The organism is Phaeobacter gallaeciensis, assembly GCF_001678945.1.
GTDB classification, from domain to species: domain Bacteria; phylum Pseudomonadota; class Alphaproteobacteria; order Rhodobacterales; family Rhodobacteraceae; genus Phycobacter; species Phycobacter gallaeciensis_A.
Genome location: NZ_CP015124.1, coordinates 3,643,438 through 3,668,406 on the forward strand (window position 1 = coordinate 3,643,438; position 24,969 = coordinate 3,668,406).

Here is a 24,969-nt window from a genome sequence, read left to right on the forward strand (position 1 = left end):
ATGATCCCCCTCGAAGAGGCCCTCGCAGCATTTCCCGTTGCGCAAAGCTATCGCCCCGGCGATTCATCTGCCTTGAATGCCGAAATCATCGGCCTGATCCGCTCGGGCGCAAAGACCGTCAGCTGCGAGGCTTGGTCGGTCTTCGACGATGGCCTGGAAAGCTTTCCCGAGGTGGGGCGCGTGGATATCGTGTTGAACTGGGACGGAACGGCCGCCTGCGCCACCGAAACCGTGAAGGTGGACAAGGTCCGCTTTTGCGACGTAACGGCAGAGATGGTTCCGCCGCAGGGAGAATTCAAAGACTTGGAGCACTGGCGGGCGGGGTACGAAAGCTACCTGACCCGTACGGGTCGCTTTCACCAAAACGCACCGATGATGGTTGAGACCTTTCGTCTGGTCCGTGATTTCGGAGACCACAAAGATGTTTGACAAGATTCTGATCGCAAACCGGGGCGAGATCGCCTGCCGTGTCATGGAAACCGCCCGCGCCATGGGCGTGAAAACCGTGGCCATCTACTCAGACGCCGACCGGGCCGCGAAACATGTGGCCATGGCGGATGAGGCAGTTCACATCGGCACCGGCTCTGCGCCCGCCGACAGCTACCTTCTGGGGGATGAGATCATCGCCATCGCCAAGGCCACCGGCGCTCAGGCGATCCATCCGGGCTATGGCTTCCTGTCGGAAAACCCCGAGTTCGTGGACGCGGTAGAGGCGGCTGGCCTTGTGTTCATCGGCCCCTCGGCGGATGCGATCCGCAAGATGGGACTGAAAGACGCGGCCAAGGCACTGATGGAAGAGGCGGGCGTGCCCGTTGTGCCCGGCTATCACGGCAAGAACCAGGACCCCGAGCATCTGTCGGGCGCTGCCGATACCATCGGCTATCCCGTCCTGATCAAGGCGGTCGCCGGTGGCGGTGGCAAGGGTATGCGTCTGGTCGAGGATCCAAAGGATTTCGACGAGGCGTTGAAAAGCGCGCAGGGCGAAGCCACCACGGCCTTTGGCAACCCGGATGTCTTGATCGAGAAATACATCCAGCAACCCCGCCATATCGAAGTGCAGGTCTTTGGCGATGGCACCACAGCGGTGCACCTGTTCGAGCGGGACTGCTCGCTGCAGCGCCGTCACCAGAAGGTCATCGAAGAGGCACCTGCGCCCGGTATGACCGAGGAAATGCGCGAGGCCATGGGCCGCGCAGGTGTGCGCGCGGCCGAGGCGATTGGCTATAAAGGCGCCGGTACGGTGGAATTCATCGTCGATGGCTCCAACGGGCTGCGCCCCGACGGGTTCTGGTTCATGGAGATGAACACCCGCCTGCAGGTGGAACATCCGGTCACCGAACTGATCACCGGCGTCGATCTGGTGGAATGGCAGCTGCGCGTGGCTTCGGGTGAAAGCCTGCCGCAACAGCAGGACGAGCTGACCATCACCGGTCACGCCTTTGAAGCGCGGCTTTATGCCGAAGACGTGCCAAAGGGCTTCCTGCCTGCAACCGGTACGCTGACGCATCTGCAATTCCCCGCAAGCTGCCGCGCCGACAGTGGCGTGCGGGCAGGGGACACCATCAGCCCTTGGTATGATCCGATGATCTCCAAGGTGATCGTGCATGGCCCCACCCGCGCAGTGGCCCTGTCGCGCCTGTCGCAGGCTTTGGCGGAAACGCAAGTGGGCGGTACGGTAACCAACCTTGCCTTCCTTGGCGCATTGGCCGCACACGACGGCTTCTCTGCGGGTGATGTCGATACCGGCCTCATCGCGCGGGATCTGGATCAACTGGTGCAGGCACCCATGGTCAAGCCCGAGCACAAGGCCGCTGCCGGGATGCAGGCGCTGGGACTGACCAACACCGACTGGGACACCGGTTTTACCCTGTGGTCCGACATGCACCGTTCGGTCCATCTCAGCCATCAGGGCGAAGAGTTCGAAGCCATGGTCGAGGTGGACGGGCCGGATCGCCAGATCTGGGCCATCGGTGAGGATCAGGTCGTGGCAAACCGTATCGGAGGTGCCTGGGTTCTGGGCGGCGACCGTCTGCCGCCGATGGCGCAGGCCGGGAACACGATCACCGTTTTCGATGGCTACGGGATCCAGTTCGAGGTGATCGATCCGTTGGATCGGGCGTCGGCTGCCGGGGGTGACATGAACTTGATCGAGGCACCGATGCCGGGTCTGGTCAAGGCGGTCTTCGCCGAAGCGGGCCAGAAGGTGAAGGAAGGTGATCGCCTTGCCATTCTCGAAGCCATGAAGATGGAGCATTCGCTGCTGGCTGCCCGTGATGGTACCGTGGCAGAAGTTCTGGCCGCCGCTGGCGATCAGGTCGAGGCCGGAGCCGCGCTGGTGCGGCTGGAGGAGGCCGAAGACTGATCGGCACTCGTAAAGAAACTGCGTTGGCGGCAGGGGGCTGCCAATGCGACAGGATAACGTTGGCAGGATTGCCGGGGGAGGGCGCGCCATGACGCAAAGCGTTGAAATTTTCGAAATGGGCCCGCGTGACGGGCTTCAGAATGAAAAGCGGGCGATTCCGGTGGCGGAAAAGATTACCCTGGTGGATTGCCTGTCACGCGCGGGCTTCCGGCGAATAGAGGTGGCGAGCTTTGTCTCCCCCAAATGGGTGCCGCAGATGGCTGGTAGCGGTGAGGTTCTGGCGGGTATCAAACGCGCGCCCGGGGTCTCTTATGCGGCGCTGACGCCCAACATGCGGGGATACGAGGACGCGGTGGCGGCCAAGGCGGATGAAATCGCCGTCTTTGCCTCGGCCTCCGAAGGATTTTCCAAAGCCAATATCAACGCCAGCATTGCCGAGAGCATCGAGCGTTTCGTGCCCATCCTTGAGGCCGCGAAGAAGATCGACCTACCGGTGCGGGGCTATGTCTCCTGCGTGACCGATTGCCCCTATGATGGCGCAACCCCGCCGGAAAAGGTGGCAGAAGTGGCTGAGCGGTTGTTTGAACTCGGCTGCTATGAGGTCTCTTTGGGCGACACCATCGGACAGGGGACGCCGGAAACGATCACGAAAATGCTAGAGGCCGTAAAGGCACGTGTGCCTGTCGAGAAACTGGCCGGACATTATCATGACACCGCCGGGCGGGCGATTGCCAATATCGACGCCTCGCTTGCGCAGGGCGTGCGGGTGTTTGATGCCGCCGTCGGCGGGCTGGGCGGCTGCCCCTATGCGCCGGGCGCCGCGGGAAATGTGGCGACGGAAACAGTGCATGCTCATCTGACGGCGCTGGGATATGACACCGGGCTCGATGCGCGGGTGCTGGATGAGGCTGCCGAGGTGGCTCGCGCCATGCGCGGCGTGGTCTGATAGCGCGATTTTAGAAAAAGAGAGCGATACGATGTTCAACACGATTACCCTTGAGACCGATGCGCGCGGCGTGGCGACCCTGACCCTGAACCGGCCCGAGAAGCACAACGCCATGTCTGGCGAGATGCTGCTGGAGCTGAAACAGGCCGCACAGGACCTTGCCGCCGATGACAAGGTCCGCGTCGTGGTACTGACCGGCGCGGGAAAAAGCTTTTGCGCGGGCGGCGATCTCGGCTGGATGCAGGCGCAGATGACAGCGGACGCGGAAACCCGCGCGAAAGAGGCGCGGGTGCTGGCGGAAATGTTGATGCTGCTCAACACCCTGCCCAAGCCACTGATCGGAGCGATTCAGGGCAATGCCTTTGGCGGCGGTGTTGGCATGGCCTCGGTCTGCGATGTGGCGATTGGTGTCGATCATCTGAAGATGGGGCTGACGGAAACCAAACTAGGCCTGATCCCGGCTACCATCGGCCCCTATGTGATTGCCCGCATGGGCGAAGCGCGCGCGCGCCGTGTCTTCATGTCGGCTCGTCTGTTTGGCGCAGCCGAGGCAGTCGATCTGGGGCTGCTCGCCAGAATCGTTCCAGCCGATCAACTGGCCGAAGCGGTCGAGGCAGAGGTCGCCCCCTACATGGCTTGCGCCCCGGGCGCGGTCGCCGCAGCGAAAAAACTGACCCGCGATCTGGGTCCGCGTCTGGACGACGCCACCATCGACCACACCATCAAGGCGCTGGTTGACCGTTGGGAAGGCGGCGAAGCCTCCGAGGGCATCGCGGCATTTTTCGACAAACGCAAACCCAGCTGGCAGGTCTGAAACGGGTCTGAGAGGGGCCTCAGACACGGGTTTAAAGGCGGTTTCGCGGCCTTGCCAAAGACCGAGTATTTCCCTCAGGCGCGCCCAAATTTTGGGCGCGCTGTTCTTTTCTTATATATAGAAAAATATGCATATTTATATGCGTTTGCGGGCCATGTGATGTGCCCACGCCGCGCTGTTAAAGGAAGCTTTAGCCAAACCAAATGCCTGTGTTGACGGTCGGGGGGCAGGGGAGTAGACACGGCCCCAAGTCAACACGCCAATTGACGGCGCGCGAGAATCCGCGCGCGCGGAAAGGAGCCACTCGTGGAAGAGATGTTGCGGGAATACCTCCCGATCCTGGTGTTTCTGGCCGTCGCTATCGGCCTTGGAATTGTTCTTATTCTGGCAGCAGTTGTGCTCGCCGTACGCAATCCCGACCCGGAAAAAGTAAGTGCTTACGAATGTGGTTTCAACGCCTTCGATGACGCCCGTATGAAATTCGATGTGCGCTTTTACCTGGTGTCGATTCTGTTCATCATTTTCGATCTGGAAATCGCCTTCCTGTTTCCCTGGGCCGTCGGCTTCAAGGACATGAGCGACGCAGGCTTCTGGTCGATGATGGTGTTCCTGGGCGTGCTGACAGCCGGCTTTGCCTATGAATGGAAGAAGGGGGCCCTGGAATGGGAGTGATGACCGGAGCCAATACGGCGGGCGTCGACAAGGAAGTCGTCACCCAGGCCCTGAACGCCGAACTACAGGACAAAGGCTTCCTGCTGACTTCGGCCGAGGACATCATCAACTGGGCCCGCACCGGGTCGCTGCACTGGATGACCTTTGGTCTGGCCTGCTGCGCCGTTGAGATGATGCACACCTCGATGCCGCGCTACGACGCCGAACGCTTCGGTATCGCGCCGCGCGCCTCTCCGCGTCAGTCGGATGTGATGATCGTTGCGGGCACGCTGACCAACAAGATGGCCCCGGCGCTGCGCAAGGTTTACGACCAGATGCCCGAACCGCGTTACGTGATCTCGATGGGCTCCTGTGCCAACGGCGGTGGGTACTATCACTATAGCTACTCGGTTGTGCGCGGTTGCGACCGCATCGTTCCGGTCGACGTCTATGTGCCCGGCTGCCCGCCGACCGCAGAGGCTCTGCTCTATGGTCTGATGCAGCTGCAGCGCAAAATCCGCCGCACCGGCACCCTGGTCCGCTGATCGGCTTTGGTTGGAGAATTGATGATGACTGAAGCACTGAACGAACTCGGGACCCAGATCGCGGCTAAGCGCCCCGAATGCGTGCTGTCCTGGGATGTGTCCCATGGTGAGCTGAACGTGGACGTGGCGCCTGCGAATATCGCGGCGCTGGTCGACTTTCTGAAAGCCGATGCGACCTGCAAGTTTTCCACCCTGGTCGATATCACGGCAGTCGATTACCCCGAGCGGACCAAGCGGTTCGACGTGGTCTATCACTTCCTGTCGATGTACCAGAACCAGCGTATCCGCCTGCGGGTTTCCGTACGCGAAGATGAAATGGTCCCCTCGATTGTCGATCTGCACCCCTCGGCCAACTGGTTCGAGCGTGAGGTCTTCGACATGTTCGGGATCCTCTTCACCGGTCACCCGGACCTGCGCCGCATCCTGACGGACTATGGCTTCCGCGGCCATCCGCTGCGCAAGGATTTCCCGACCACCGGCTATACCGAGGTTCGCTATGACGAGGCGCAGAAGCGTGTTGTCTACGAACCCGTAAGCCTGGTTCAGGAATACCGCCAGTTTGACTTTATGTCCCCGTGGGAGGGTGCCGAATACATCCTGCCCGGCGATGAAAAAGAGGGGGCGAAATGATGGACGGCTCCAAAGGTTTCGAAGACGCCCTGACGGGCGAACAGAAGATCCGCAACTTTAACATCAACTTCGGCCCGCAGCACCCGGCGGCGCATGGCGTGCTGCGTTTGGTGCTGGAGCTGGACGGCGAGATCGTTGAACGCTGCGACCCGCACATCGGCCTGTTGCACCGTGGCACAGAAAAGCTGATGGAAAGCCGCACCTACCTGCAGAACCTGCCGTATTTCGACCGCCTCGACTATGTGGCGCCGATGAACCAGGAACACGCATGGTGTCTGGCAATCGAAAAGCTTTGCGGTGTCGAAGTTCCCCGCCGGGCCTCGCTGATCCGGGTGCTCTACTCGGAAATCGGCCGCATCCTGAACCACCTCTTGAACGTCACCACGCAGGCGATGGACGTCGGTGCGCTGACCCCGCCGCTGTGGGGGTTTGAAGAGCGCGAGAAGCTGATGATCTTCTACGAGCGCGCCTGTGGTGCCCGCCTTCACGCGGCGTATTTCCGTCCCGGCGGCGTGCATCAGGATTTGCCGGATGAACTGATCGACGATATCGAAGAATGGGCGATCGAATTCCCCAAAGTTTTGGCTGATATCGACGGGCTTCTGACCGAAAACCGCATTTTCAAGCAGCGTAACTGCGACATTGGCGTGGTGAACGAGCAGGAGATCCAGGACTACGGTTTCTCTGGCGTCATGGTACGCGGTTCCGGCCTTGCATGGGACCTGCGCCGTGCGCAGCCCTATGAATGCTACGACGAGTTCGACTTCCAGATCCCTGTCGGTAAGAATGGCGACTGTTATGATCGCTACCTCGTCCGTATGGAGGAGATGCGCCAGTCGCTGTCGATCATTCGTCAGGCCATCCACAAGCTGCGCGAAGCCACCGGCGATGTGCTGGCCCGTGGCAAGCTGACCCCGCCGAAACGCGGCGACATGAAGACCTCGATGGAAAGCCTGATCCACCACTTCAAGCTTTACACCGAAGGGTTCCACGTGCCCGAGGGCGAAGTCTACGCCGCTGTCGAAGCGCCGAAGGGCGAATTCGGCGTCTATCTTGTGGCGGACGGGAGCAACAAACCCTACCGCGCCAAGCTGCGCGCGCCGGGCTTCCTGCACCTGCAAGCCATGGACCATGTGGCCAAGGGTCACCAACTTGCCGACGTGGCTGCCATCATTGGCACCATGGACGTCGTATTTGGAGAGATTGACCGCTAATGCTTCGTCGTCTGCATTCCGAACAACCCGAAAGCTTTGCCTTCACGCCCGACAACCAGAAGTGGGCCGAAGCGCAACTCACCAAATACCCCGAGGGGCGTCAGGCCTCTGCGGTTATTCCGCTGCTGTGGCGTGCCCAGGAGCAGGAAGGCTGGGTCACCAAGCCCGCGATTGAATATATCGCGGATATGCTGGGCATGGCCTATATCCGCGTTCTTGAAGTTGCCTCCTTTTACTTCATGTTCCAGCTGGTCCCGACCGGATCCGTTGCCCACGTGCAGGTCTGTGGCACCACTTCCTGCATGATCTGCGGCGCCGAGGATCTGATCGCAGTCTGCAAGGAAAAGATCGCGCCGAAGCCGCACACCGTGTCTGCCGATGGCAAGTTCTCCTGGGAAGAGGTGGAATGCCTCGGGTCCTGCACGAACGCGCCGATGGCGCAGATCGGCAAGGATTACTTCGAGGATCTGACCACCGAAAGCTTCACCAAGATCCTCGATGATCTGGCAGCAGGCAATCCGGTTGTTCCTGGGCCGCAGAACGGGCGTTACGCGGCCGAGCCGAAATCGGGCCTGACGTCGCTCACCGAATACGACAGTGGCAAGACGCAGTATAACGCGTCTGTGCAGCTGGCCGTGGATCTGGGCGACAGCGTCAAGCGCATTCAGGGCGATGAAGTTCCGATCTTGACCCCTTGGGTTGGCAAGGACGGCGTCGTCGCTGGCCGCGCTGCCGAAGGTCAGCCTCCGAAGGCGCCCGAAGCGGCTAAACCGGCTGCCAAACAGGCTGCCGAGGCTAAGCCCGCACCGAAGAAAGCTCCGGCCAAGAAAGCCGCTGAGCCTGCGTCGCCCGAAGGGGCAGCCGCCAAATCGGTTGAAGAAAGCGCGCCTGAGACGCTGAGCGAAGCCCGCGGTGGCAAGGCCGATGATCTGAAGATGCTGAAAGGCGTTGGTCCCAAGCTGGAAGAGACGCTGAATGAACTCGGCTTCTTCCACTTTGACCAGATCGCCAAATGGACCGAAGCCGAAATCGCATGGGTCGACAGCCGCTTAAAGTTCAAGGGCCGCATCGAACGCGATGGCTGGATCGAGCAATCCAAACAGCTCGCCGCTGGTGAAGAGACCGAGTTCGCCAAGAAGGCCAAAGACGACGGTCGCTACAAAGATTAACCCGTCTTCCGCCTCTGAACCGGGGGCGGGGGAGCAGACATTGGGACCCAATGAGCGCTGAACAGGACAAAGCCATCGCAGCCAAGGGGCGCCACATCGCCCTGGTGATTGCCGGAACCATGCTCGCATGGCTCGCTTTGTCCCTGATCATTGGTCCGGCGATGGGATTGCCGGGCCGTTATGCGCTTCTGTTCGATTTTCTCGCGCTGGCGGGGATGATCTATGCAGGGGTCAACATCGTTCAACTCTGGCGCATGCGTCAGGACAACCAAAGGTAGGCAGACATGCTGAAGGACCAGGACCGGATCTTTACCAACCTGTACGGTATGCATGAGCGGACGCTCAAAGGCGCTCAGGCGCGCGGCCACTGGGATGGTACCGCCGGTCTGATCGAAAAGGGGCGTGACTGGATCATCCAGACCATGAAGGACTCCGGCCTGCGTGGTCGCGGCGGTGCGGGCTTCCCCACTGGCCTCAAATGGTCCTTCATGCCCAAGGAAAGCGATGGTCGCCCGGCCTATCTGGTGATCAACGCGGATGAATCCGAACCAGGCACCTGTAAAGACCGCGAAATCATGCGCCACGATCCGCATACGCTGATCGAAGGTGCGCTGATTGCCTCTTTCGCGATGAACGCCCACACCTGCTATATCTATCTTCGCGGCGAATACATCCGCGAGCGCGAGGCCCTGCAGGCGGCCATCGACGAATGCTACGACAAGGGCCTTCTGGGCAAGAACGCTGCTGGGTCGGGCTGGGACTTCGACGTCTTCCTGCACCACGGTGCCGGTGCCTATATCTGCGGCGAGGAAACCGCCCTGATTGAAAGCCTTGAAGGCAAGAAGGGCATGCCCCGCATGAAGCCGCCGTTCCCGGCGGGCGCGGGTCTTTATGGCTGCCCGACCACGGTGAACAACGTCGAATCCATCGCCGTCGTTCCCACCATCCTGCGCCGCGGCGCTGAATGGTTTGCGGGCTTTGGTCGCCCCAACAACGCGGGCACCAAGCTGTTTGCGATCTCGGGCCACGTCAACAACCCCTGCGTCGTCGAAGAGGCGATGTCGATTTCCTTCGAGGAACTGATCGAAAAGCATTGCGGCGGCATTCGCGGCGGCTGGGACAATTTGCTGGCGGTGATCCCGGGTGGTTCCTCGGTGCCTTGTGTGCGCGGTGAAAACATGCGCGATGCGATCATGGATTTTGATTACCTGCGCGGTGAGCTGGGTTCCGGCCTTGGCACTGCGGCGGTCATCGTGATGGACAAGCAGACCGACATCATCAAGGCGATCTGGCGTCTGTCCAAATTCTACAAGCACGAAAGCTGCGGCCAGTGTACACCCTGCCGCGAAGGCACCGGCTGGATGATGCGCGTGATGGATCGTCTGGTCAAAGGTCAGGCGGAACCGGAAGAAATCGACATGCTGTGGGATGTGACCAAGCAGGTCGAAGGCCACACCATCTGCGCCCTTGGCGACGCGGCGGCCTGGCCGATCCAGGGCCTGATCCGCAACTTCCGCGAAGAGATCGAAGACCGTATCAAGGCGCAAAAGTCGGGCCGCATGGGCGCGATGGCGGCTGAATAAGAACAAAAAACAGGCAGATAGCAGAACCCATGATGAGCAATTTTACCCTCACAATGACATCCGGCCAGGCAGGCGTTTCTGCCCGGGCGGCTGTGCTGTGTCTGGGGGCATGGGGTCTGTGCAGCTGCGACGGGGAGGGGGCACGATGAACCGGAAACTGAAATCCGCAGGTGTCCTGTTGCTGTCGGCGGCAGTTCTGGCTGGCTGTGGCAGTTCCTTCAGCGACCGCACGCTCTATGATGGCGTGGCGTTCAAGGCGAAGGCCAAACCGGTGGACAAGAAGGTCACGCGCGCGGATTTTCGCGTTGAGGTCTCCAAGGCGTCGCAATCCTTCAAGGGCGCGCGTATGGCTGCGCATCACGCTGGCGTCACCTATTGCCTGAGTGAAGCCGGTTACGGCACCTCCGACATCATCTGGGACGTGGATCCCTACGACCCCGAGGCCGAGCTGCGCCTTGATGGCGACACCGCGATTTTCCACGGGACCTGCGACACGTGATCGGTATGGCCTCATATCCTGGCCCGGCGTTATTGCATAACGACGCAGGCTCCCCGTTCCATTGGCGCTCCGCAAAGAAGGAGAGTCATGTGAAACGGGTTGTTCTGTCATTTGTGTCCGCTGTCGCGCTGGCGCTGGTGCCATCGTCGCTGCTGGCGAAGCCGCCGCTGCGCTCGGTCGCGGAAATCGAAGAACCGCTGTTTGCCGTCGCTGTCGCCAAAGAGATCGCCGATCACTGCGACAGCCTGAGTGCGCGATTCTGGAAGGGCGCCGGAGAGTTGCGACGCCTGCGCGCGCGGGCCAATGACCTTGGCTATTCGGACACTGAAATCCGCGCCTACATCGGCTCGGACACGGAAAAGGCCCGGATGCGGGCAAAGGGAGAGACACTGTTTGCAAGCCGTGGCGTCTCATACGGAAAACCGGAATCCTTCTGTGCGTTCGGACGTACGGAAATTAAGAACAACAGCGCGATCGGCGTTTTACTGAGGGCGAAATAGACCATGTCTGACCTCCGCAAGATCAACATTGACGGAACCGAGATTGAGGTGGACGGGGCCATGACCCTGATCCAGGCGTGCGAGGAGGCCGGGGTAGAGATCCCGCGTTTCTGCTATCACGAACGCCTGTCCATCGCCGGCAACTGCCGTATGTGCCTGGTCGAAGTCGTTGGCGGCCCGCCCAAGCCCGCAGCCTCCTGCGCCATGCAGGTCCGCGATCTGCGCCCCGGCCCCGAGGGTCAGGCACCGGTGGTAAAAACCAATTCACCGATGGTGAAGAAGGCCCGCGAAGGCGTGATGGAGTTCCTCCTGATCAACCACCCGCTCGATTGCCCGATCTGCGACCAGGGCGGCGAATGCGATCTGCAGGATCAGGCGATGGCCTATGGCGTCGACTTCTCTCGCTTCCGTGAAGCCAAGCGTGCCGTGGATGATCTGGATCTGGGACCGCTGGTCGGCACCGCCATGACCCGTTGCATTTCCTGCACCCGCTGCGTGCGTTTCACCACCGAAGTCGCCGGCATCACTCAGATGGGTCAGACCGGTCGCGGCGAAGATGCGGAGATCACCTCCTACCTGAACGAGACGCTGGATTCGAACCTGCAGGGCAATATCATCGATCTTTGCCCGGTTGGTGCGCTGACTTCGAAACCCTATGCGTTTACCGCCCGCCCCTGGGAGCTGACCAAGACCGAAACCATCGACGTGATGGACGCGCTTGGCTCGAACATCCGCGTGGACACCAAGGGCCGCGAAGTCATGCGGATCCTGCCGCGCAACCATGACGGCGTGAACGAAGAGTGGATCTCTGACAAGACCCGTTTCGTCTGGGACGGTCTGCGTCGCCAGCGTCTGGACAAGCCTTATGTGCGTGTTGATGGCAAACTGCGCCCCGCCACATGGCCCGAGGCGCTGGATGCCGTGGCAACTGCAATGAAGGGCAAGAAAGTTGCCGGTCTGATCGGCGATCTGGTGCCGGTCGAGGCGGCCTTTGCTCTGAAACAACTCATCGAAGGTCTGGGCGGTTCGGTGGAATGCCGCACCGACAATGCGCGCCTCGCCATCGGAAACCGTTCGGCCTATGTGGGCACTGCGGCGATTGAGGATATCGACGCGGCGCAGGCGATCCTGCTGGTCGGCACCAACCCGCGCGACGAAGCGCCGGTTCTGAACGCCCGTATCCGCAAGGCCTGGCTGAAGGGTGCCAATGTGGGGCTGATCGGCGCCGCTGCGGATCTGACCTATGATTACGAACACATCGGCACCGACCGCGCTGCGTTGGACGCTGCTGTGGCAAACGCCCATGACATTGCGGATAAGGCGCCGGTCATCATCGTGGGGCAGGGCGCCCTGCGTGAGGCGGACGGTCTGGCCGTGATGGCCAAGGTTCAGGAGCTCGCCGCCAAATCCGGCGCCAAGGTTCTGGTACTGCACACCGCCGCAGCCCGTGTTGGCGCGATGGACATCGGCGCCGTGACCGAAGGCGGCATGGCCGCAGCCATCGATGGCGCCGAGGTGATCTACAACCTGGGGGCGGATGAAGTCGAAATCGATCCGGGTGCCTTCGTTGTCTATCAGGGCAGCCACGGTGACCGCGGCGCACACCGCGCCGACGTGATCCTGCCGGGCGCAGCCTATACCGAAGAAAACGGTCTTTTCGTCAATACCGAAGGTCGGCCGCAGCTGACCTTCCGCGCTGGGTTCGCACCGGGCGAGGCGAAGGAAAACTGGGCCATCCTGCGCGCGCTGAGCGCTGAGCTGGACGCGAAACTGCCCTACGACTCGCTGGCGCAGCTGCGTCAGGCGATGGTCGGCGAAGTTCCGCATCTGGCGAAAGTGGGTGAGGTTATCGAAAACGAGGTTGTCGCGCTCGAAGGCGAACCGCTGGGCAAGGCCGACTTCCTGCCTGCGGTGAAGGACTTCTACCTGACCAACCCGATTGCACGTGCATCGCAGCTGATGGCCGAACTCTCGGCCGCAGCAAAAGCCCGCAAGACAGACAAGATCGCGGCCGAGTGATCCGCGCGGCGCTCATATCGTCCTTGCTGCTGGGGGCCTGCGCGCAGGTGCCCGGTTCCGGCGCGGCAGACCGGTCCACCCCTGAATACAAAGGGGTCGAGACCAGCCTACTGAACGGCGATCTGGTGCGTTTCAACGTTGCTATGTCCGGTGCCCGCTCCGAGGCGGACCTGGATGACTATGCCGAATGTGCGGCCGCGCAATATGCGCTGATCCGGGGCTACGGCTTCGCGCGTCACGTGCGCACAAAAATGAAACAAGAGGGTGGCGTTCAGACTGCAGATGCTGTCTACACCATCTCGCCCTCCCTCCCGCGCGGTCTGCGCACCATCGACGCTGAAGTCGTGGTCGCCGACTGTGAGGCAAACGGAATACCCACGGTGTGAGGACCTATGGCTGAATTCTTTAACACCCCAGGCGGCATCGCCATTCTGATACTGGCGCAAGTGCTTGCAGTTGTTGCCTTTGTCATGATTTCGCTTTTGTTCCTCGTCTACGGGGACCGCAAGATCTGGGCGGCGGTGCAGATGCGCCGGGGCCCCAACGTGGTGGGCGTCTACGGCCTGCTGCAGTCGGTGGCCGACGCGCTGAAATACGTCGTCAAAGAGGTCGTCATTCCGGCGGGGGCGGACCGCAGCGTCTTCATTCTGGCGCCGCTGACATCCTTCGTCCTGGCGATGATCGCCTGGGCGGTGATCCCGTTCAACGATGGCTGGGTCCTTTCGGATATCAACGTGGCGATCCTGTATGTCTTCGCGGTGTCCAGCCTTGAGGTTTACGGCGTCATCATGGGTGGCTGGGCCTCGAACTCGAAATATCCGTTCCTTGGCTCCCTGCGCTCTGCCGCGCAGATGATCTCTTACGAGGTGTCGATTGGCCTGATCATCGTTGGTGTCATCATCTCGACCGGTTCGATGAACTTCAGCGAGATCGTGCGTGCGCAGGATGGCAACGCGGGTCTGTTCAACTGGTACTGGCTGCCGCACTTCCCGATGGTCTTCCTGTTCTTCATCTCGGCCCTGGCTGAAACCAACCGCCCGCCGTTCGACCTTCCCGAAGCGGAATCCGAACTGGTTGCGGGTTATCAGGTTGAATATTCGGCCACGCCGTTCCTCTTGTTCATGGCCGGTGAATACATTGCCATCTTCCTGATGTGCGCGCTGACCACGCTGCTGTTCTTTGGCGGCTGGCTGTCCCCGATCCCGGGTCTGCCTGATGGCGTCCTTTGGATGGTTGGCAAGATGGCCTTCTTCTTCTTCCTCTTTGCGATGGTAAAGGCGATCACCCCGCGCTACCGCTATGACCAGCTGATGCGCCTTGGCTGGAAGGTCTTCCTTCCCTTCTCGCTGGTCTGGGTGGTTTTTGTCTCCTTCGCTGCAAAATTCGACTGGTTCTGGGGTGCCTTCGCACGCTGGACAACTGGGGGCTGATCATGACGCAGATCGATTACACCCGCGCCGCCAAATACTTCCTGCTGCAGGATTTCTGGCAAGGCATGAAACTGGGCCTGAAGTACTTCTTCGCGCCCAAGGCCACCCTCAATTACCCGCATGAAAAGGGGCCGCTGTCGCCCCGCTTCCGCGGTGAACACGCGCTGCGCCGTTATCCCAACGGCGAAGAACGCTGCATTGCCTGCAAACTTTGCGAGGCGGTCTGTCCCGCGCAGGCGATCACCATCGATGCCGAACCGCGTGAAGACGGCAGCCGCCGCACTACGCGTTACGACATCGACATGACCAAATGCATCTACTGCGGTTTCTGTCAGGAAGCCTGCCCGGTGGATGCCATCGTGGAAGGGCCGAATTTCGAATTCGCCACCGAAACCCGCGAAGAGCTGTTCTACGACAAGGAAAAGCTGCTTTCGAACGGGGAGCGCTGGGAAGCCGAGATCGCCCGCAACCTGGAAATCGACGCCCCGTACCGGTGAATGAGAGATGAGCGAAACCAAGAACCCCTTTGAGGCCATGATGGCCCAGGCCCACGAGATGGCCCGGGCTCTCAATCCCGGCCTTGAGCATTTCTCGCCCAAGGGGTTCGAGGCGCTTTGGCCGACCATGCCCAAAGAGGCGATGGAACTGATGTTCGGCAGGACCGTCAACAAGGACGGTCTGGACGCCAAGACCCGGCTGCTTTTGACGCTGGCCGGGCTGACCATGCAGGGCGCGCAGGCGGATACCGCCGTGCGCCAGACCGTGCGCCACGCACTCGAGGCGGGCGCGAAGAAACAAGAGATCGTTGAAACGATCGGACAGATGTCGGTCTTTGCCGGCATTCCGGCCATGACCCGCGCGCTCGAGCTGGCGCAGGAGGTCCTGGACGACAAAAGGGACGATGAGACATGAGCGTTTTTGCCTTCTACCTCTTCGCCATCAGCGCCATCACCGGCGGGCTGTTCACTGTGATCAGTCGCCAGCCGGTACACTCGGTGCTGTGGCTGATCCTGGCCTTTATTTCCTCGGCCGGGTTGTTCGTGCTGCTGGGGGCGGAGTTCGTCGCCATGCTGCTGGTCATCGTCTACGTGGGGGCGGTCGCTGTTCTGTTCCTCTTCGTGGTGATGATGCTGGATGTGGATTTCGCCGAGCTGAAAGCGGAAATGGCGAGGTACATGCCTGTCGCGCTGCTGATCGGTCTTGTCATCCTGATGCAGTTCGTCATGGCCTATGGCGCCTGGGAAAGCGCGCCCCTGGCATCCGAGCTGCTGGCGCAGCCGACACCGACGGATACCCACAACACCGAGGCGCTTGGCCTCATCATTTATGACCAATATTTCCTTCTGTTCCAGCTGGCGGGCCTGATCCTGCTGGTGGCCATGATCGGCGCTATCGTGCTGACGCTGCGCCATCGCAAGGACGTGAAGCGTCAGGACATCGTCGCACAGATGATGCGTGACCCGGCCAAGGCGATGGAACTCAAGGACATCAAACCGGGGCAGGGGCTGTAAGGCAATGATCGGACTTGAACATTATCTCACCGTCGCGGCGACACTGTTCGTCATCGGCATCTTCGGACTGTTCCTGAACCGCAAGAACGTGATCATCCTGCTGATGAGCATCGAATTGATGCTGTTGGCAGTGAACATCAACCTTGTGGCCTTCTCCAGCTTCCTTGGGGATCTGGTGGGGCAGGTCTTTACCCTGTTCGTGCTGACCGTGGCCGCCGCTGAGGCCGCCATTGGCCTGGCGATCCTGGTTTGCTTCTTCCGCAACCGCGGCACCATCGCCGTGGAAGACATCAACGTGATGAAGGGCTAAAGCGTCATGGAAACCATCCTTCTCTTTGCCCCCTTGGTCGGGGCGGTGATCTGCGGCTTTGGCTGGAAGTTCATCGGCGAAAAGGCCGCCACCATCACGGCGACGGGCCTGCTGTTCTTCTCGGCGGTCCTGTCCTGGATCACCTTCCTGTCCTTTGACGGGACCACGCAGCACATCGAAATCATGCGCTGGATCGAAAGCGGCTCGCTTTCGACCTCCTGGGGCATTCGGCTGGACCGGTTGACCGCGATCATGCTGATCGTGGTGACCACGGTCTCCAGCCTCGTGCACCTCTACTCCTTCGGCTACATGGCCCATGACCCGCAGTGGAAAGACGGCGAAAGCTACAAGCCGCGCTTCTTTGCCTACCTGTCCTTCTTCACCTTCGCGATGCTGATGCTGGTGACCTCGGACAACCTGGTTCAGATGTTCTTTGGCTGGGAAGGCGTCGGCGTTGCCTCCTACCTTCTGATCGGTTTCTACTACCGCAAGCCTTCGGCCAATGCGGCTGCGATGAAAGCCTTCATCGTCAACCGTGTCGGTGACTTCGGCTTTGCGCTGGGTATCTTTGGTCTGTTCTTCCTGACCGACAGCATCAGCTTTAACGACATCTTCGCGGCAACGCCCGAGATTGCCGAAACACAGCTCAGCTTTCTCTGGGGGGAGTGGAACGCGGCAAACCTGATCGCGATCCTGCTGTTCATCGGTGCCATGGGTAAATCGGCGCAGCTGATCCTGCACACCTGGCTGCCGGACGCGATGGAAGGCCCGACGCCTGTGTCGGCGCTGATCCACGCCGCGACCATGGTGACCGCTGGTGTCTTCCTCGTCTGCCGCATGTCGCCGCTGATGGAAGTGGCGCCGCAGGCGACCATGTTCATCACCGTGCTGGGTGCCACGACGGCCTTCTTTGCCGCCACCGTGGGTCTGGTTCAGACCGATATCAAACGCGTCATCGCCTATTCCACCTGCTCGCAGCTCGGCTACATGTTCGTGGCCGCGGGTGTGGGCATGTATTCGGCAGCGATGTTCCACCTGTTCACCCACGCCTTCTTCAAGGCGATGCTGTTCCTTGGCGCGGGCTCCGTGATCCACGCAATGCACCATGAACAAGACATGACGAACTACGGTGGTCTGCGCAAAAAGATCCCCTATACCTTTGCTGCGATGATGATCGGCACGCTGGCCATCACCGGTGTTGGTATTCCGCTCACGCATTTTGGTTTCGCTGGCTTCCTATCCAAGGATGCGATCATCGAAAGCGCCTATGCAGGTGGGTCCATGTATGGCTTCTGGCTGCTGGTAATCGCTGCTGCGATGACCTCCTTCTACAGCTGGCGCCTGATCTTCCTGACCTTCTATGGCAAGCCCCGCGGCGACAAGCACACCCATGATCACGCGCATGAAAGCCCGATGGTCATGCTGATCCCGCTGGGCGTCCTGGCTCTGGGTGCGGTGTTCTCCGGTATGATCTGGTACAACAGCTTCTTCGGTCACGCCGATCAGGTGGGCAAGTTCTACGGGATCCCGGTTGCGGAAGCTGGCGCGCATGGCGAAGCTGCTGAAGGTCACGGTGAAGCAACCGATGGCCACGGCGAAACCGCCACCGACGGACACGGCGCTGCGGATGAAGGTCATGATGCAGCCGCTGGTGGACATCACTACGTCTTTGCTGGTGAGCCGGGTGAGGGTGCTCTGTACATCGCGCCGGATAACCATGTTCTGGACGATGCCCACGCGGCTCCATGGCAAGTCAAGACCGCGCCCTTCTTTGCGATGCTGGGCGGTCTGATCCTGGCGCTGTGGTTCTACATCTGGAACCCCTCGCTGCCCGCACGTCTGGCCGAACAGCAGCGTCCGCTGTACCTGTTCCTCCTGAACAAGTGGTACTTTGACGAGCTGTACGATGCGATCTTTGTCAAACCCGCCCTGGCGATCGGCCGCTTCTTCTGGAAGAAGGGCGACGGCAAGACGGTTGACGGTTTCCTGAACGGTGTGGCCTTGGGCATCGTGCCCTTCTTCACCCGTCTCGCTGGCCGGGCCCAGTCCGGCTTCATCTTTACCTATGCCTTTTGGATGGTGCTGGGCATTGCCGCCCTTGTCACCTGGATGTCGATCGGCGGAGGAGCGCACTGATGGACAACATCCTTTCTATTATCACCTTTATCCCGGCATTTGCAGCGGGCCTGATGGCCCTGTTGCTCCGGGGAGAGGATGAAGCGGGTCAGCGCAACGCCAAATGGATCGCGCTTCTGGCGACAACGATCACCTTCATGGCGTCGCTCTATATCTATGTGAACTTTGACGCCGCCAACACGGGCTTCCAGTTCGTGGAAGAGGCCGACTGGATCTTTGGTCTGAAGTACAAGATGGGTGTCGACGGTATCTCGGTACTCTTCGTGCTGCTGACCACATTCGTGATGCCGCTGACCATTCTGGCCAGCTGGAACGTCACGGTGCGCGTCAAGGAATACATGGTGGCCTTCCTGCTGCTTGAAACCCTGATGCTGGGCGTCTTCATGGCTCTGGATCTGGTACTCTTCTACCTGTTCTTCGAAGCGGGCCTGATCCCGATGTTCCTGATCATCGGTATCTGGGGCGGCAAGGAGCGTATCTACGCCTCCTTCAAGTTCTTCCTCTACACCTTCTTCGGTTCGGTGCTGATGCTGGTGGCCATGGTGGCGATGTACGCTGACGCGGGCACCACCGACATCGAGACCCTGCTGACCCACAGCTTCTCGGCCGCGAGCTTTGACGTGCTGGGTATCCATGTGGTGGGCGGCATGCAGACGCTGATGTTCCTGGCCTTCTTCGCCTCCTTCGCGGTGAAGATGCCGATGTGGCCGGTGCATACCTGGCTGCCGGATGCGCACGTTCAGGCGCCGACCGCAGGCTCGGTCGTGCTGGCAGCGATCATGCTGAAGATGGGCGGCTATGGCTTCCTGCGCTTCTCCCTGCCGATGTTCCCGGTCGGATCGGACGTGATGACTGATCTGGTGCTCTGGATGTCCGCCATCGCGGTTGTCTATACCTCGCTGGTGGCGATGGTGCAGGAGGATATGAAGAAGCTGATCGCCTACTCGTCGGTTGCGCACATGGGTTTTGTGACCATGGGTATCTTTGCGGCCAACCAACAGGGCGTAGACGGTGCGATTTTCCAGATGCTGAGCCACGGCTTCATCTCGGCTGCTCTGTTCCTTTGCGTTGGCGTGATCTACGACCGTATGCATACCCGTGACATCGACGCCTACGGCGGCCTTGTGATCCGGATGCCTGCCTATGCGCTGGTCTTCATGTTCTTCACCATGGGCAACGTCGGCCTGCCGGGCACTTCGGGCTTCATCGGTGAATTCCTGACCCTGATGGGGACCTTCCAGAAGAACACCTGGGTTGCGGCTGTTGCTGCCACCGGCGTGATCTTCTCGGCGGGCTATGCGCTGTGGCTCTATCGCCGTGTGGTCTTTGGCGATCTGATCAAGGAGAGCCTCAAGACCATCAAGGACATGGATGCACGCGAGCGGTTCATCTTTGCGCCGCTGGTGGTGATGACGATCCTGCTGGGCGTCTACCCGTCGCTTGTCACCGATATCATCGGCCCGTCGACCGAGGCTCTGATCTCGAATTTCAACCATTCTCTGGCTGCCGCTGACACCTCGTCGGCGACCCAGATTGCTTCGCACTAAGGGAGCCAAGGCAGATGATCCAAGCTGATCTCTCCGTCGTCCTGCCAGAGATTATTCTGGCTGTTTACGCAATGCTGGCGCTGCTGGCGGCGGTTTACACGGGCAAGGACAAGCTGGCCGCGACGCTGGTCTGGTCCACCGCAGCCCTGATGGTCGCCCTGGCGGTCTGGATCGCAACCGGCGGCAATGGCACGCACGAGGCCTTTGGCGGCATGTTCGTCGATGATGGCTTTGCCCGCTTTGCCAAGGTTCTGGTTCTGATCGGTGCCGCAGCGGTGCTGGTGATGGGACAAGAGTACATGTCGCGCCGCGGCATGCTGCCCTTTGAGTATCCGATCCTGGTTGCGCTCAGCACCGTGGGGATGATGGTCATGGTGTCGGCAGGCGACCTGATGGCGCTTTACATGGGGCTGGAGCTGCAATCGCTGGCGCTTTATGTGGTTGCTGCCCTGCGCCGCGACAGCGTGAAATCGACCGAAGCGGGCCTCAAGTACTTCGTGCTGGGCGCACTGTCTTCCGGTCTGCTGCTCTATGGCGCCTCGCTGGTCTACGGTTTTGCCGGTACCACGAAATTCGCCGGTATCATTCAGGTGGCAGAGCATAACCACATGTCGCTGGGCATGCTGTTCGGCCTCGTCTTCCTGATCTCGGGCATGGCGTTCAAGGTCTCGGCCGTTCCGTTCCACATGTGGACCCCGGACGTTTACGAAGGTTCGCCGACGCCGGTTACCGCCTTCTTTGCCACCGCGCCCAAGGTTGCTGCGATGGGTCTGTTCGCCCGTGTTCTGCATGACGCATTCGGCGGTGCGGTTACCGACTGGCAACAGGTCATCGTGGTTCTGTCGGTTCTGTCGATGTTCCTTGGCGCCATTGCCGCCATTGGACAGACCAACATCAAACGCCTGATGGCCTTCTCCTCGGTTGCGCATATGGGGTATGCGATGATCGGTCTGGCTGCGGGTACCGAACAGGGCGTAACCGCGATGCTGGTTTACCTGGCCATCTACGTCACCATGAACATCGGCACCTTTTCCTTCATCCTGATGCTGGAGAAGGACGGCACGCCGGTCACCGATATCAACGCCCTGAACCAGTTCGCATCGCGCGAGCCGGGGAAGGCGCTGGCAGTGCTGATCCTGATGTTCTCGCTGGCCGGTGTTCCGCCGATGCTGGGCTTCTTTGCCAAGCTGGGCGTGTGGCAGGCGGGTGTTGATGCGGGTCTGATGGGGCTGGTCGTGGCCTCGGCAGTCGCGTCGGTCATCGGTGCCTTCTACTACCTGCGGATCGTCTTCTACATGTACTTCGGCTCCGGCGAAGGTGAAGTCGAGATCAAAGGCTCTCCGGTGCTGACGCTGGCGCTGATGGGATCGGCTGCGCTGATGCTGATCGGGGTGGTCTACCAGTTCGGCATCGACGGGGCAGCAGCGGCTGCCGCCGCAACGCTTGTAAATTGATCTATCGTTCAGACAGTCTCGGAAGGCCCGGTCGTATGACCGGGCCTTTTGTGCGTAAAGGTGGAGGCGTTTGATGACCTGGCCGACGGGATATGGGAAACGGGTTCTACCCGAGGTGGACAGCACCCTGGACGAGGCAGCGCGGATCGTCGGTGAGCTTCAGGGCCCCGAGTGGATCCTGGCGCTGCGTCAGACCAAGGGACGCGCCCGCCGTGGCCGCGACTGGAAAGATCCCAAGGGCAATTTCGCAGCCACGCTGGTGATCCGTCCTGAAGGTCCGGCATCGCAGGTGGCGCTGCGCAGTTTCGTGGCCTCGCTGGCGGTCTATGATGCCTGCGAGTCCCTGACGGGGCGCAGCGAGGGGCTGGCTCTGAAATGGCCCAACGATGTGCTGCTGAACGGTGGCAAGCTGGCGGGCATCCTGTTGGAAAGCGTCGGGCAAGGCACAGGCGTCAGCCATCTGTCGATCGGCATTGGCGTCAACCTGATGGAAACCCCGATGAAGGAGTGGCTGGAACCCGGCGCCGTGTGGCCGGTCTCGCTGCTGTCGGAAACCGGTATTCAGGTCGCGCCCGAGGATTTCCTTGAGGCGCTGGCCGCGGCCTTTGCCCGATACGAGGAGCAATTCGCGACCTACGGGTTTGAACCGATCCGCACCGCCTGGCTGGCCCGCGCGGCCAAGCTGGGTGAGGTCATCACCGCACGCACCGCAACGTCGGAAACCGAAGGCACGTTCGAAACGGTGGACGCCAGTGGCAACCTTGTCCTAAACACCGCCAAAGGCCGCATTTCGATCCCGGCCGCGGATGTCTATTTCTAGGAAGGACAAGCCCATGCTTCTGGCCGTTGATTGTGGCAATACCAATACTGTCTTCTCGATCTATGACGGGGAGGAGTTCATCGGCATGTGGCGCACCGCCACCGATTGGAAACGCACCGCGGATCAGTATTACGTCTGGCTCAACACGCTGATGCGGCTACAGGGGATCGAGGCGGATATCACCGACATGATCATCTCCTCTACTGTGCCGCGGGTGGTGTTCAACCTGCGTGTTCTGGCGGATCGTTATTTCAACACACGGCCCCTGGTGGTTGGCAAGCCCGATTGCCTGCTGCCGGTCGAGGTGCGCGTGGATGAAGGCACCGCAGTGGGGCCGGACCGGCTGGTCAATACGGTCGCCGGGTTCGATCACTACGGTGGCAATCTGGTGATGGTGGATTTCGGAACGGCGACCACCTTTGATGTCGTGGCCGAGGATGGCGCCTATGTCGGCGGCGTGATCGCCCCCGGCGTGAACCTCAGTCTTGAGGCTCTGCATCAGGCGGCCGCTGCGCTGCCGCATGTGGACATCTCGAAACCGCAAAAAGTCATTGGCACCAATACCGTGGCCTGCATGCAATCTGGCGTGTTCTGGGGTTACGTGGGGCTGGTGCGAGAGATATGCACCCGCATCAAGGAAGAGCGCGGTGTGCCTATGAAGATCATATCAACAGGCGGGCTGGCGCCTTTGTTCCAGCAAACGGCGGATCTGTTTGACGCATTTGAGGACGACCTCACAATGCACGGCCTACAGGTCATCCATAAATACAATAAGGATAACGGTACTCCGAATGAGCACTGAACGATTGATCTATCTGCCCCTTGGCGGGGCAGGTGAAATTGGCATGAACGCCTATGTCTATGGGTATGGCAAACCGGGCAAGGAACGCCTGATCCTGGTGGATCTGGGCGTTGCGTTTCCGGATATGGAGACCAGCCCGGGCGTGGATCTGATCATGCCCGACATCACCTGGCTGAAGGAACGCGTTGACCAGCTTGAGGCAATTTTCATCACCCACGGTCACGAGGACCACATCGGGGCGGTCTCGCATCTCTATGGGGATTTGCGGGTGCCGGTCTACGCGCGTGCCTTTACCGCCAACCTCGCCCGCCGCAAGATGGAAGAGCGCGGCCACGATCCCAAGGTGGTGCAGACCGTTTCGGCCTGGCCCGAAGTGACCAAACTTGGTCCCTTCACCGTCGGTGTCGCGCCGATGTCCCACTCCATCCCCGAAAGCGGCGCATTGGTGATCGACAGCCCGGCGGGGCGGATCGTGCACACCGGCGATTTCAAGCTGGACCCGAACCCGCTGGTCGGCGAAGCCTTTGATCCGCAGATGTGGACCGAGATCGCCAAGGACGGTGTGCAGGCGATGGTCTGTGATTCCACCAATGTCTTCTCGGCCCATCCCGGTCGCTCTGAATCCGAACTGGCGCCGGAGATCACCAAACTGATCGAGAGCGCAACCGGCATGGTTGCAGCCACCACCTTTGCCTCCAACGTTGCGCGAGTGAAGACCCTTGCCGAGGCGGGCGAGCGGGCAGGGCGGTCGATCGTCCTCTTGGGCCGTGCCATGCTGCGCATGGTTGAGGCCGCCGTGGAAACCGGTGTGCTGAAGGATTTCCCCAAGGTGATCCAGCCTGAGGACGCGCAGGAACTGCCGCGTGACAACGTGATGCTGATCACTACCGGTAGCCAAGGCGAACGCCGGGCGGCAACCGCGCAGATGGCACGCGGTAAGTATCGCGGGCTTGAGCTGAAGGCCGGTGATCTGTTCCTGTTCTCCTCGAAAACCATTCCGGGCAACGAGAAGGGCGTGATCCGCATCATGAACCAGTTCTCGGAGCGCGGCGTCGACGTCGTAGATGACAGCTCTGGCCTGTACCACGTGTCGGGCCATGCCAACCGTCCCGACCTTGAACAGCTGCACGCGCTGGTCAAACCGAAGATCCTGGTGCCGATGCACGGCGAACACCGCCACCTGCGCCAGCACGCTCGCATTGCCGAGGAAAAAGGCTATGCCAGCGTTGTGGCGGTGAACGGCACCATGCTGGATCTTTCCGGTGATCAGGGGCCGAAGATCGTCGACTATGTGGACACCGGCCGGACCTATCTGGATGGATCGGTCAAGATCGGCGCACTGGATGGCATCGTGCGTGACCGGATCCGCATGGCGCTGAACGGCCACGTGGTGATCACGGTGATCCTTGATGAAGAAGACGAACCGCTGGGCGAACCCTGGTGCGACATCAAAGGCCTAGCGGAGACCGGAACATCCGATGCGGCGCTGGCTGAGGTGATCGAAGAGGACCTGAACCAGTTCCTGATGCGCGCCGGTGCCAAGACCCTGCGCGACGATGACAAGCTGGAAGGCGAGTTGCGCCGTGTGGCGCGTCAAACCGCGAACAACGAGATCGGCAAGAAGCCTGAAGTAACGGTGGTGATCAGCCGTATGCGCTGATCCCTACTTGTCAAAGACTGAAAACGAAAACGCCCTGACTGGATAAGTCAGGGCGTTTTTGTGAGTGGTGGTATTCGAAAGTGCGATCAGGCGTGGCGCGGGCGGTGCACCAGTGCGGTGATCTTGTGGACGGCGCCGCCGATGCGTTCCACCAGGGCGCGCAGCATGTTGCCCATTGCCGCGCTGCGCATTGCATGGGCGCGCTGCTCGATTGCCTGGATGTCCTGTGCGGTGAGCGGGGTGTTGTCGAACTGGGTCATTTAACTTTTCAACCTGTGAGATGTGTCTGTCTTGCTTGGGGGTGACATAGTCCCCTGCGGCGGGTTTGACATCCGGTCAAATGATCAATGCCGCCATGCTGCAGGTG

General features: G+C 60.7%; 27 protein-coding genes. 26 read left to right on the forward strand and 1 reads right to left on the reverse strand.

What is annotated here, in order from left to right:
- The 26 genes from JL2886_RS17185 to JL2886_RS17310 all read left to right on the forward strand — a co-directional run bounded on the left by JL2886_RS17185 (position 1) and on the right by JL2886_RS17310 (position 24,602).
- Complete coding sequence (locus tag JL2886_RS17185) at positions 1–429, forward strand: ASCH domain-containing protein (RefSeq protein WP_065273112.1); 429 nt, start codon at positions 1–3, stop codon at positions 427–429.
- Positions 422–2,362: an acetyl/propionyl/methylcrotonyl-CoA carboxylase subunit alpha gene (locus JL2886_RS17190; protein WP_065273113.1), complete on the forward strand. Its 1,941-nt coding sequence runs from the start codon at positions 422–424 to the stop codon at positions 2,360–2,362. The genes JL2886_RS17185 and JL2886_RS17190 overlap by 8 nt, the downstream gene beginning before the upstream one ends.
- A gap of 88 nt (positions 2,363–2,450) precedes the next feature.
- Positions 2,451–3,308 carry a hydroxymethylglutaryl-CoA lyase gene (locus JL2886_RS17195; RefSeq protein WP_065273114.1) on the forward strand — a complete coding sequence of 286 codons (858 nt, stop codon included), beginning with the start codon at positions 2,451–2,453 and terminating at the stop codon, positions 3,306–3,308.
- Between the two features lie 31 nt (positions 3,309–3,339).
- Positions 3,340–4,122 (forward strand): crotonase/enoyl-CoA hydratase family protein, encoded by a 783-nt coding sequence (locus JL2886_RS17200; protein WP_065273115.1) that lies wholly within the window; start codon positions 3,340–3,342, stop codon positions 4,120–4,122.
- Between the two features lie 306 nt (positions 4,123–4,428).
- Positions 4,429–4,794, forward strand: coding sequence for an NADH-quinone oxidoreductase subunit A (locus JL2886_RS17205; RefSeq protein WP_065273116.1), 366 nt, complete (start codon positions 4,429–4,431; stop codon positions 4,792–4,794).
- Positions 4,785–5,318 (forward strand): NuoB/complex I 20 kDa subunit family protein, encoded by a 534-nt coding sequence (locus tag JL2886_RS17210; RefSeq protein WP_082996117.1) that lies wholly within the window; start codon positions 4,785–4,787, stop codon positions 5,316–5,318. The genes JL2886_RS17205 and JL2886_RS17210 overlap by 10 nt, the downstream gene beginning before the upstream one ends.
- 24 nt (positions 5,319–5,342) lie before the next feature.
- Positions 5,343–5,948, forward strand: a complete 606-nt coding sequence (locus tag JL2886_RS17215; RefSeq protein ID WP_065273118.1) for an NADH-quinone oxidoreductase subunit C — start codon at positions 5,343–5,345, stop codon at positions 5,946–5,948.
- Entirely contained in the window at positions 5,948–7,162 is a 1,215-nt protein-coding gene (locus JL2886_RS17220; protein ID WP_065273119.1) for an NADH-quinone oxidoreductase subunit D, read from the forward strand. Before JL2886_RS17215 ends, JL2886_RS17220 begins: the two co-directional genes overlap by 1 nt.
- On the forward strand, positions 7,162–8,331 hold the full coding sequence (locus JL2886_RS17225) for an NADH-quinone oxidoreductase subunit E (RefSeq protein WP_065273120.1): 1,170 nt from the start codon (positions 7,162–7,164) through the stop codon (positions 8,329–8,331). Before JL2886_RS17220 ends, JL2886_RS17225 begins: the two co-directional genes overlap by 1 nt.
- Before the next feature lie 50 nt (positions 8,332–8,381).
- Complete coding sequence (locus tag JL2886_RS17230) at positions 8,382–8,609, forward strand: DUF5337 domain-containing protein (RefSeq protein ID WP_065273121.1); 228 nt, start codon at positions 8,382–8,384, stop codon at positions 8,607–8,609.
- Between the two features lie 6 nt (positions 8,610–8,615).
- Positions 8,616–9,914 (forward strand): NADH-quinone oxidoreductase subunit NuoF, encoded by a 1,299-nt coding sequence (nuoF, locus tag JL2886_RS17235; RefSeq protein WP_065273122.1) that lies wholly within the window; start codon positions 8,616–8,618, stop codon positions 9,912–9,914.
- A gap of 145 nt (positions 9,915–10,059) precedes the next feature.
- Positions 10,060–10,413: a hypothetical protein gene (locus JL2886_RS17240; RefSeq protein WP_065273123.1), complete on the forward strand. Its 354-nt coding sequence runs from the start codon at positions 10,060–10,062 to the stop codon at positions 10,411–10,413.
- An 89-nt stretch (positions 10,414–10,502) separates the two neighbouring features.
- Positions 10,503–10,913, forward strand: coding sequence for a DUF5333 domain-containing protein (locus tag JL2886_RS17245; protein WP_065273124.1), 411 nt, complete (start codon positions 10,503–10,505; stop codon positions 10,911–10,913).
- Between the two features lie 3 nt (positions 10,914–10,916).
- Positions 10,917–12,932 (forward strand): NADH-quinone oxidoreductase subunit NuoG, encoded by a 2,016-nt coding sequence (gene nuoG / locus JL2886_RS17250; protein ID WP_065273125.1) that lies wholly within the window; start codon positions 10,917–10,919, stop codon positions 12,930–12,932.
- On the forward strand, positions 12,929–13,318 hold the full coding sequence (locus JL2886_RS17255) for a hypothetical protein (protein ID WP_065273126.1): 390 nt from the start codon (positions 12,929–12,931) through the stop codon (positions 13,316–13,318). Before nuoG ends, JL2886_RS17255 begins: the two co-directional genes overlap by 4 nt.
- 6 nt (positions 13,319–13,324) lie before the next feature.
- Positions 13,325–14,362, forward strand: a complete 1,038-nt coding sequence (gene nuoH / locus JL2886_RS17260; protein ID WP_065273127.1) for an NADH-quinone oxidoreductase subunit NuoH — start codon at positions 13,325–13,327, stop codon at positions 14,360–14,362.
- Between the two features lie 2 nt (positions 14,363–14,364).
- On the forward strand, positions 14,365–14,859 hold the full coding sequence (gene nuoI / locus JL2886_RS17265) for an NADH-quinone oxidoreductase subunit NuoI (RefSeq protein WP_065273128.1): 495 nt from the start codon (positions 14,365–14,367) through the stop codon (positions 14,857–14,859).
- Positions 14,860–14,866: 7 nt separating this feature from the next.
- Entirely contained in the window at positions 14,867–15,274 is a 408-nt protein-coding gene (locus JL2886_RS17270) for a carboxymuconolactone decarboxylase family protein (RefSeq protein ID WP_065273129.1), read from the forward strand.
- The gene (locus JL2886_RS17275) at positions 15,271–15,873 is read left to right on the forward strand and encodes an NADH-quinone oxidoreductase subunit J (protein WP_065273130.1); all 603 of its coding nucleotides are present in this window, start codon (positions 15,271–15,273) and stop codon (positions 15,871–15,873) included. Before JL2886_RS17270 ends, JL2886_RS17275 begins: the two co-directional genes overlap by 4 nt.
- A 4-nt stretch (positions 15,874–15,877) precedes the next feature.
- Positions 15,878–16,183, forward strand: coding sequence for an NADH-quinone oxidoreductase subunit NuoK (nuoK, locus tag JL2886_RS17280; RefSeq protein WP_005624625.1), 306 nt, complete (start codon positions 15,878–15,880; stop codon positions 16,181–16,183).
- A 6-nt stretch (positions 16,184–16,189) separates the two neighbouring features.
- Positions 16,190–18,319 (forward strand): NADH-quinone oxidoreductase subunit L, encoded by a 2,130-nt coding sequence (gene nuoL, locus JL2886_RS17285; RefSeq protein ID WP_065273131.1) that lies wholly within the window; start codon positions 16,190–16,192, stop codon positions 18,317–18,319.
- Positions 18,319–19,866 (forward strand): NADH-quinone oxidoreductase subunit M, encoded by a 1,548-nt coding sequence (locus JL2886_RS17290; RefSeq protein WP_065273132.1) that lies wholly within the window; start codon positions 18,319–18,321, stop codon positions 19,864–19,866. Before nuoL ends, JL2886_RS17290 begins: the two co-directional genes overlap by 1 nt.
- A 14-nt stretch (positions 19,867–19,880) precedes the next feature.
- A complete protein-coding gene (gene nuoN, locus JL2886_RS17295; protein WP_065273133.1) occupies positions 19,881–21,320 on the forward strand; it encodes an NADH-quinone oxidoreductase subunit NuoN in 1,440 nt (479 codons plus the stop codon).
- Between the two features lie 70 nt (positions 21,321–21,390).
- Positions 21,391–22,140, forward strand: a complete 750-nt coding sequence (locus tag JL2886_RS17300) for a biotin--[acetyl-CoA-carboxylase] ligase (protein ID WP_197492327.1) — start codon at positions 21,391–21,393, stop codon at positions 22,138–22,140.
- Between the two features lie 13 nt (positions 22,141–22,153).
- Positions 22,154–22,942 (forward strand): type III pantothenate kinase, encoded by a 789-nt coding sequence (locus JL2886_RS17305; RefSeq protein ID WP_065273135.1) that lies wholly within the window; start codon positions 22,154–22,156, stop codon positions 22,940–22,942.
- The gene (locus tag JL2886_RS17310) at positions 22,932–24,602 is read left to right on the forward strand and encodes a ribonuclease J (RefSeq protein ID WP_065273136.1); all 1,671 of its coding nucleotides are present in this window, start codon (positions 22,932–22,934) and stop codon (positions 24,600–24,602) included. The genes JL2886_RS17305 and JL2886_RS17310 overlap by 11 nt, the downstream gene beginning before the upstream one ends.
- An 86-nt stretch (positions 24,603–24,688) precedes the next feature.
- On the opposite strand, the gene JL2886_RS19530 is transcribed toward JL2886_RS17310, so the two are convergent.
- Complete coding sequence (locus JL2886_RS19530) at positions 24,689–24,862, reverse strand: RSP_7527 family protein (protein WP_156767927.1); 174 nt, start codon at positions 24,860–24,862, stop codon at positions 24,689–24,691.
- Between the last annotated feature and the right edge of the window lie 107 nt (positions 24,863–24,969).